The sequence below is a fragment of the Rhizobacter sp. P1_G5 genome (assembly GCF_056405435.1).
In genome coordinates this window covers 1-7,244 of record NZ_JBFUCB010000292.1, presented here as the reverse complement: position 1 = coordinate 7,244, position 7,244 = coordinate 1, and the positions used below count along the sequence as shown (strand labels likewise).

At 67.1% G+C, this 7,244-nt stretch carries 6 protein-coding genes; 3 read left to right on the top strand and 3 right to left on the bottom strand.

Translation table 11 applies throughout. From position 1 onward, the window contains the following. Window positions 1–1,134, bottom strand: a 1,134-nt coding sequence (locus AC1D12_RS19380) for a nicotinate-nucleotide--dimethylbenzimidazole phosphoribosyltransferase (protein ID WP_477842304.1), incomplete at its 3' end; no start/stop codon positions are given. A gap of 175 nt (window positions 1,135–1,309) precedes the next feature. Next, complete coding sequence (gene ilvA / locus AC1D12_RS19375) at window positions 1,310–2,896, bottom strand: threonine ammonia-lyase, biosynthetic (protein ID WP_477842302.1); 1,587 nt, start codon at window positions 2,894–2,896, stop codon at window positions 1,310–1,312. 334 nt (window positions 2,897–3,230) lie between these two features. Between ilvA and AC1D12_RS19370 the strand changes: the two genes are divergently transcribed. Then, entirely contained in the window at window positions 3,231–3,653 is a 423-nt protein-coding gene (locus AC1D12_RS19370) for an OsmC family protein (RefSeq protein ID WP_047500236.1), read from the top strand. A 16-nt stretch (window positions 3,654–3,669) separates the two neighbouring features. Here the strand turns inward: AC1D12_RS19370 and coq7 are convergent, their stop codons facing one another. Further along, entirely contained in the window at window positions 3,670–4,326 is a 657-nt protein-coding gene (coq7, locus tag AC1D12_RS19365; RefSeq protein ID WP_465110947.1) for a 2-polyprenyl-3-methyl-6-methoxy-1,4-benzoquinone monooxygenase, read from the bottom strand. Between the two features lie 243 nt (window positions 4,327–4,569). Here coq7 and AC1D12_RS19360 point away from each other — a divergent pair, with 243 nt between their 5' ends. Together AC1D12_RS19360 and AC1D12_RS19355 are read left to right on the top strand one after the other, a co-directional pair. Next, window positions 4,570–5,625 carry a porin gene (locus AC1D12_RS19360; protein WP_477842300.1) on the top strand — a complete coding sequence of 352 codons (1,056 nt, stop codon included), beginning with the start codon at window positions 4,570–4,572 and terminating at the stop codon, window positions 5,623–5,625. A 201-nt stretch (window positions 5,626–5,826) separates the two neighbouring features. Further along, window positions 5,827–6,966 (top strand): porin, encoded by a 1,140-nt coding sequence (locus AC1D12_RS19355; protein ID WP_477828823.1) that lies wholly within the window; start codon window positions 5,827–5,829, stop codon window positions 6,964–6,966. The last annotated feature ends 278 nt before the right edge of the window (window positions 6,967–7,244 follow it).

Below are 7,244 nucleotides of genomic sequence, written 5' to 3'. Positions count from 1 at the left end.
GGGGATCCGGGCCGGCTTGGGGCGGCCCGGCGCTCGGCCCGGCCTCACCTGGTCGCGGGTGAAGCGCCCCGGTCCCGAATTGCCCGCCGGACCGAACTCCGCCGGCAGCGACGGCCCCGGATCCTCGCCCTCCGCGACCTCGGTCAACAGCGCCGCGGCGCTGCGCACCAGCGGCCACGCCAGCGTCGCGCCGGTGCCGTCGGTGCTCTCCATGCCCAGCTCCAGCAGCGCGAGCGCGTGGAACAGGCCCAGCGTCTGCGTGAGGCCGGGATGGCTGTGGCTGCGGCAGAACACGCAGTAGTCGGTGACGGTCGGCGCGATGCGCGAGGCCACCATCAGCGCAGCGCAGGCCGGCACGCCGTCGGCCATGATCAGGTGGCGCTTGCTCGATGCGACGAGCATCACGCCCACCATCATCGCGATCTCGAAACCACCGTAGGCCGCGAGCACCTCGACCGGGTCGGTGACGTCGCGGTGGCGGCCCTGTGCGCCCTGCAGCACCATCAGCAGCCGGGCTTCGTGGTCGGCGCGCGCGCCGGGGCCGCCGAACACCAGGTCGCGGATCGGCTCGCCGGACAGGCCCGACAGCACCAGCGCCGCGCTCTCGTGCGAACCGACACCGACGCCGGCACAGGCGATCACGTTGCCGGGCAGCGCATCGGCGATCTCCATGCCGGCGCGGATCGCGGCATGCGCCTGGTCGAGCGTCATCGCGACATTGACCCGCGCGTTGCGCGTGCCGTGGGCGATCTTGCGGGCCATCAGCCGCGGGTGCGGCGCCACCGCCTCGGCGACGCCGCAGTCGACGACGCTCAGCTCCAGCCCCTGGATGCGCGCGAACACCGACACCGGCAGCTGCGAAGCCAGCAGGTTCTGCACCAGCCTGGCCGTCGAGGGCTGGCCGACCGGGCTGATGCCGTCGACCGCCAGGCCGTGGTCGGACGCGAACAGCGCGATCTGCGGCGAACTGAAGCGCGGCTTCAGCGTGTTCTGGATCAGGCCCAGGCGCACCGCGAGCGGCTCGAGCTCGCCCAGGTTGCCGGTCACCTCGCTGCGGCGCTTCAGCTTCTCGCGCAGGGCCTGCTCGAGAAGGGGGTTGGCCGTGGGAGAGATCAGCGAACGGTTGACGGACATGGGCAGGGTGTTGGATCGTGCCGGAGGGGTCGTCATGGAATTCGCCCCGGCGTCACCGTCACTTCGACTTCGATTTCGACCTCGATTGGCGAGCACGGATTGTGGGGCTGCTTGCGCGGCTGCGGCAATGGTGTGTCATCCCTAAGCTGGGTGGTGTCCGTGCACACGATGGGTGTCAGCGCAGGAACAGCCGGTAGACCGGGTTGTCGGTTTCGTCGACACACGGGTAGGCGAGGCCTTCGAGGAACGCCTTGAAGGCCTTCTTGTCACCGCGCGGCACCTGGATGCCGACCAGGATGCGGCCGTAGTCGGCGCCCTGGTTGCGGTAGTGGAACAGGCTGATGTTCCAGTCCGGGTGCATCGACGACAGGAAGCGCATCAGCGCGCCCGGGCGTTCGGGAAACACGAAGCGGTACAGCCGCTCCTCGCGCGCGAGTTCGCTGCGCCCGCCCACCATGTGGCGCACATGCTGCTTGGCCAGTTCGTCGTCGGTCAGGTCGATGGTGTCGAAGCCGTGCTTGCCGAAGCTGCGCGCGATCTTCGCCGACTCGCCGCGGTTGCTGGTGGCCAGGCCGACGAACACATGCGCCTGGTTCGCATCCGAGATGCGGTAGTTGAACTCGGTGACGCTGCGCGCGCCGATCAGCTCGCACAGGCGGCGGAAGCTGCCGTGCTCCTCGGGGATCGTCACCGCGAACAGCGCCTCGCGCTCCTCGCCGACCTCGGCGCGCTCCGCGACGAAGCGCAGCCGGTCGAAGTTCATGTTCGCGCCAGTGGTGATCGCGACCAGCGTGCGACCCTTCAGCTTGTGCGTCTCGGCGTACTGCTTGATGGCCGCCACGCCGAGCGCGCCGGCCGGCTCGAGGATGCTGCGGGTGTCCTGGAACACGTCCTTGATGGCGGCGCAGGCCGCGTCGGTGTCGACGAGCACGAAGTCGTCGACCAGCTCGCGCGTCAGCCGGAAGGTCTCTTCGCCGACCAGCTTGACGGCCGTGCCGTCCGAGAACAGGCCCACGTCGCTCAGCTGCACGCGCTTGCCGGCCTTGACCGAGCGCACCATCGCGTCGGAGTCGGACGTCTGCACGCCGATCACCTTGATCTCGGGTCGCACCGCCTTGATGTACGCGGCGATGCCGGCGATCAGGCCGCCGCCGCCGATCGCGACGAACACCGCGTCGATCGGACCCTGGTGCTGGCGCAGGATCTCCATCGCGATGGTGCCCTGGCCGGCGATCACGTCGGGGTCGTCGAACGGGTGCACGAAGGTGAGGCCGCGGGCCTTCTCGAGTTCCAGCGCGTGCACGTAGGCGTCGGAGTAGCTGTCACCGTGCAGCACGACCTCGCCGCCGAGGGCGCGCACCGCGTCGATCTTCACGCGCGGCGTCGTCACGGGCATCACGACGACGGCCTGGCAGCCGAGCTTGTGGGCGCCGAGCGCCACGCCCTGCGCATGGTTGCCGGCCGAGGCGCAGATCACGCCGCGCTTCAGCGCCACGCTGTCCAGGTGGGCCATCTTGTTGTAGGCGCCGCGCAGCTTGAAGCTGAATACCGGCTGGCTGTCCTCGCGCTTGAGCAGCACCTGGTTGCCGACGCGCTTCGAGAGGCTGCGTGCGGCCTCGAGCGGCGTCTCGTCGGCCACGTCGTAGACCTTGGCCGTCAGGATCTTCTGCAGGTAATCGGACAGGCCGAGCGGCGAGCCGGCGGCTCTGGCGGGCGCGGGGCGCGCTGGGCGCGATGTCTTCGGGCGAGCGGCGCCGGCCATCGGGGGGACTCCTCGGAGCGGTTGTTCTGGGGGCGCCGGATGATACGTCAGTGGTCGCCAACCGCTCGGCCCCGGCGCACGGCTGGCGTGCAGGCAGAAAAAAGCCCAAGTCATTGCTGACTTGGGCTGAATCCACCAATGGAGGAGGTGGAGGAGACAAACGGTGATGTCCCGGAAGACATCGATTGCGCGAGTGTAGCTGCAGTCATGTTGCGCCGCAATATGGGCGAGGGGCTTCGGCGACGCTGCCGGGCGTGGGGTTGTGACGGGATGCACAATGCCGGTCGCCCGTTGCGGCGGATGTGGCGGTTTTGCGAAGGCCTGGAGTCAGACGATGGAATGCACGATCAACTGGATGCCCGCGACCGGGATGGGCATGGTGGCCGAGACCGGCAGCGGCCATGTGCTGCTGATGGACGGCGCGCCCGACGGCGGCGGCCGCAACCTCGCGCCGCGCCCGATGGAGACGGTGCTCGCCGGCACTGGCGGCTGCACCGCCTACGACGTGGTGCTGATCCTGAAGCGCGGCCGCCACGAGGTGACCGGCTGCCAGGTGAAGATGCAGGCCGAGCGGGCGCCGGCCGACCCGAAGGTCTTCACGAAAATCCACCTGCACTTCACCGTCAGCGGCAAGGGCTTGCCGGCGCAGGCGGTCGAGCGGGCGATCCAGATGTCGCACGACAAGTATTGCTCGGCCACCATCATGCTGGCGAAGACGGCCGAGATCACGACCAGCTTCGAGATCGTCGACGCCTGATCGTCGTCGGAGCCCGTCAGATGCGGTGCGCGGTGGCCGTCATGACGCGGGCCGCCAGGCGCATCGCGGTGCGCACCGGCCACGGCAGCGCGATGCCGCCAGCTGCGCTGGCGTCTTCCGCGTGGCGGGCTTCGTCGTCCTTCATCTGCTGCACGATGGCACGCGACGCGTCGTCGGCGGCGGGCAATTGCTCGTCGTGGCCGGCCAGGTGCGCCTCGACCTGGCGTTCGGTCTCGACGATGAAGCCCAGGCTGATGCGGTCGCCCGCCAGGCCGGCCGCCCAGCCGATGCCGAAGGCGCCGGCGTACCACAGCGGGTTCAGCAGGCTGCGGTGGGTCTGCAATTCGACGAGCCGCTGGTGCGTCCACGACAGGTGGTCGGCCTCCTCGCGCGCCGCCGATTCGCAGTGCGCGCGCAACGCCGGATCGCGCGCCGTCAGCGCCTGCGCCTGGTAGAGCGCCTGGGCGCAGACCTCGCCGACGTGGTTGACGCGCATCAAGGCGCCGGACAGCTGCTGTTCGGCACGCGTGAGGGCCGGCAGCGTGCGGGCCGGCGTGGGCTTGGAGGCGGCGCCGGGTGTCGGCGCGGCGAGGGTCCTGAGGGCGCTGTCGGCTGCGCCCAGCCAGTGATCGAGACGCGAGAGCGAGCGGCCGGGAGGTGCGATGGAAGGCATGTGCGCAGGATACCGAACAGGCGTCCGCGCCGGCATGCGCCAGCGCAGCAAGCACGCTTTCGTGTCGATTCCGTGCACGTTGTGCTCAGACAACACAAGCCCCCAATGCAGCGCCACGAGCCTTTGCTTACATGCCGCGCTCTGGTGCAATACGCCAACTTCCACTGAGGAGGTTGGCTCGGTCTGTCCCCGGCGGGGATTCTGGTGACCGGGACCTCTTGTTCAACTTAGGAGATCGTCGCAATGAAAAAATCTCTACTCGTTCTCGCAGCTCTGGGCGCGTTTGCCGGTGCAGCTTCGGCGCAATCGTCGGTCACGCTGTTCGGCATCGTCGACGTCAACGCCCGCTACACCAAGAACGGTGACCTGAAGGTCAAGTCGCTGAGCACCGACGGCCTCAACAGCAGCCGTCTGGGCTTCCGCGGTGTCGAAGACCTGGGTGGCGGCCTGAAGGCTGGCTTCTGGCTGGAAACGAGCTTCGCTGCCGACTCGGGCAACGGCGGCACCACCAGCAACGGCACGAACCGCTTCTGGCACCGTCGTTCGACCGTCAGCCTGCTCGGCAACTTCGGTGAAATCCGTGCCGGCCGCGAACTGACCGCGACCTACACGGGCTTTGCCGACTACGACGTGATGGGCACGAACGGTGTGGGTGACGTCGGTCACTTCAACGCTCCCTCGACCGTCGGTGCAACCCTGGTTGACACGAACACCCGTGCCGACAACATGGTCAGCTACTACACCCCGGCTCTGGGCGGTCTGTATGCCCGCGCTTCGGTGGCCGCCGGTGAAGGCACCCCGGGCAAGAAGCACATCGCCGGTCGTATCGGCTACGCTGCTGGTCCCCTGGACGTGTCGGGCTCGTATGGCACGACCGATGCCAACGCCGCTGAAGACAAGTACAAGAAGGGCAACTTCGGCGCTTCGTACGACTTCGGCGTCGTCAAGGTGATGGGCTTCGTGTCGCAAGCCAAGTTCCTGGATGCCAAGCAGAACGTGATTCAAGGCGGTGTGTCGGTGCCGTTCGGCCCGACCACGCTGCGCGCGAACTACGTGCGTGTGGATGCCAAGGGCAAGATCGGCGCGACGAGCATCGATGCTGACGATGCGAACCAGTTCTCGCTGGGCGCGACCTACGACCTGTCCAAGCGCACCGCGCTGTACTCGTCGTACGCCCAGATCAAGAACAAGGGTGCTGCGAAGTTCGCCGTGGCCGGTGGTTCGGCCACCAGCCTCCCGAACATCGCTGCTGGCCAGAAGTCGCAAGGCTTCGAAGCTGGTATCCGCCACTCGTTCTGATCGCTGCGGCACGGCTTGCCGTGCCTCTCTGATCCAGTTCGTTCAAAGGCCGCCTTCGGGCGGCCTTTTTCATGGGCATGTCACCTGAGTGACACGAATTGACACAACAAGAACGAACCAGGCTTCGTCGCAATCAAGGTTTACGCCAGTGAACGCGTAGCAACAGGAAAGCGCACGACCGTGCTGCTTCAATGACAATTCCTGCAACAAGAAGTTCGCTACCGACAACAGGAGACAACTGTGAGAAAGACGATCTTGGTGACTGCGGCGCTCGCTGCAATGGGTTCTTCGGCATTCGCGCAGTCGAGTGTCACGATCTACGGCATCGTCGACGTGGCGGTGCGGCACACGTCGAACGAACAGAATGCCGGGCAGGCCGAAGCCGGCATGTGGCGCGAAATCGGCGGCGGCATGTCGCAAAGCCGACTCGGCATCAACACCGTCGAAGACCTCGGTGGCGGCATGAAGGCGCTGGTCAACCTGGAGCACCGCCTGTTGCCCGACAACGGCACGCAGGCGGCCACACAGTTCTGGCAGCAGTCCTGGGTCGGCTTGCAGACCGGCTTCGGTCGCGTGACCCTCGGCCGCCAGTACAACGTGCTGTTCGACGTCGTCACCAGCACCTACGCGTCCTACCCCTATTCGCCGTACTTCGAGGCCTACAAGCCGGAGATCGGTTTCGCGGTGGGCGCGCGCGCTGACAACATGGTCAAGTACCTGATCGAAGTCGGCCCGGTGCGCGCTGCGCTGCAGGTGTCGGCCGGAGAAGGTTCGGCCACCGGTGGGAAAACCGTGGGCGGCTACCTGCGCTATTCGGACAGCGGCATCGGTGCCGGCGTGGGCTACGAAGAATACGAGTTCGCCTCGGAGAAGAAGTTGAAGGCCACGACCTTCGGTGCGTCGTACAAGACCGGCCCCTGGTACTTCAATGTCGGCTGGGGTGAGAACAAGGTCGACTCCGGTCTGACGGCCACCGACAGGGCGACGCTCGGCGCCTTCTGGACCGGCTCCGCCAACGGCGGCTTTGGCGGCGCGGCCTTCCTGGCCGCCGACAAGCGCCAGATCTGGAGCGTCGGCACCAACTTCCAGGCCACGACCGAACTGAACCTTGGCATCCACTATTTCCATGCGAAGCAAAGCGGGCCGCTTGCATCGGCCGATGCCACCGCGAAATTCCTGACCGCCGCTGCCGACTATGCGCTGTCGAAGCGCACCGACGCCTACCTCGAAGCCGACACCACCAAGCTGACTGGCAATGTCAGCCTCAACGGTGCCGGCGGTGCAGCCAACGGCGCCCAGAAGCGCAATGGCTTCACGATCGGGCTGCGCCACCGCTTCTGATCGACGACCTCCATCGCCAGCCAGGGCCGCCACCGAGCGGCCCTTTTTCATGCATGCGCGCCCTCGGGCCCCTCGTTTGCCCGAGGCGGTTCGGAAGTTGCTTCGGAAGTAAAGTCACGCGGCACCTTTCGGGACCTTTTTCACCCACGCATGCTCGCTTTCATCATTCGCCGGTTCCTGCAGGCCATCGTCGTGATGCTGTCGGTGGCCTAGGTGCCGCGTGACTTTACTTCCGAAGCAACTTCCGAACCGCCTCGGGCAAACGAGGGGCCCGAGGG

Excerpts from the sequence above, each read along its gene's own strand:
- AC1D12_RS19360 (WP_477842300.1), top strand. The coding sequence starts at position 4,570 with ATGAAAAAATCTCTACTCGTTCTCGCAGCTCTGGGCGCGTTTGCCGGT.
- AC1D12_RS19370 (WP_047500236.1), top strand. The coding sequence starts at position 3,231 with ATGGAATGCACGATCAACTGGATGCCCGCGACCGGGATGGGCATGGTG.
- ilvA (WP_477842302.1), bottom strand. The coding sequence starts at position 2,896 with ATGGCCGGCGCCGCTCGCCCGAAGACATCGCGCCCAGCGCGCCCCGCG.
- coq7 (WP_465110947.1), bottom strand. The coding sequence starts at position 4,326 with ATGCCTTCCATCGCACCTCCCGGCCGCTCGCTCTCGCGTCTCGATCAC.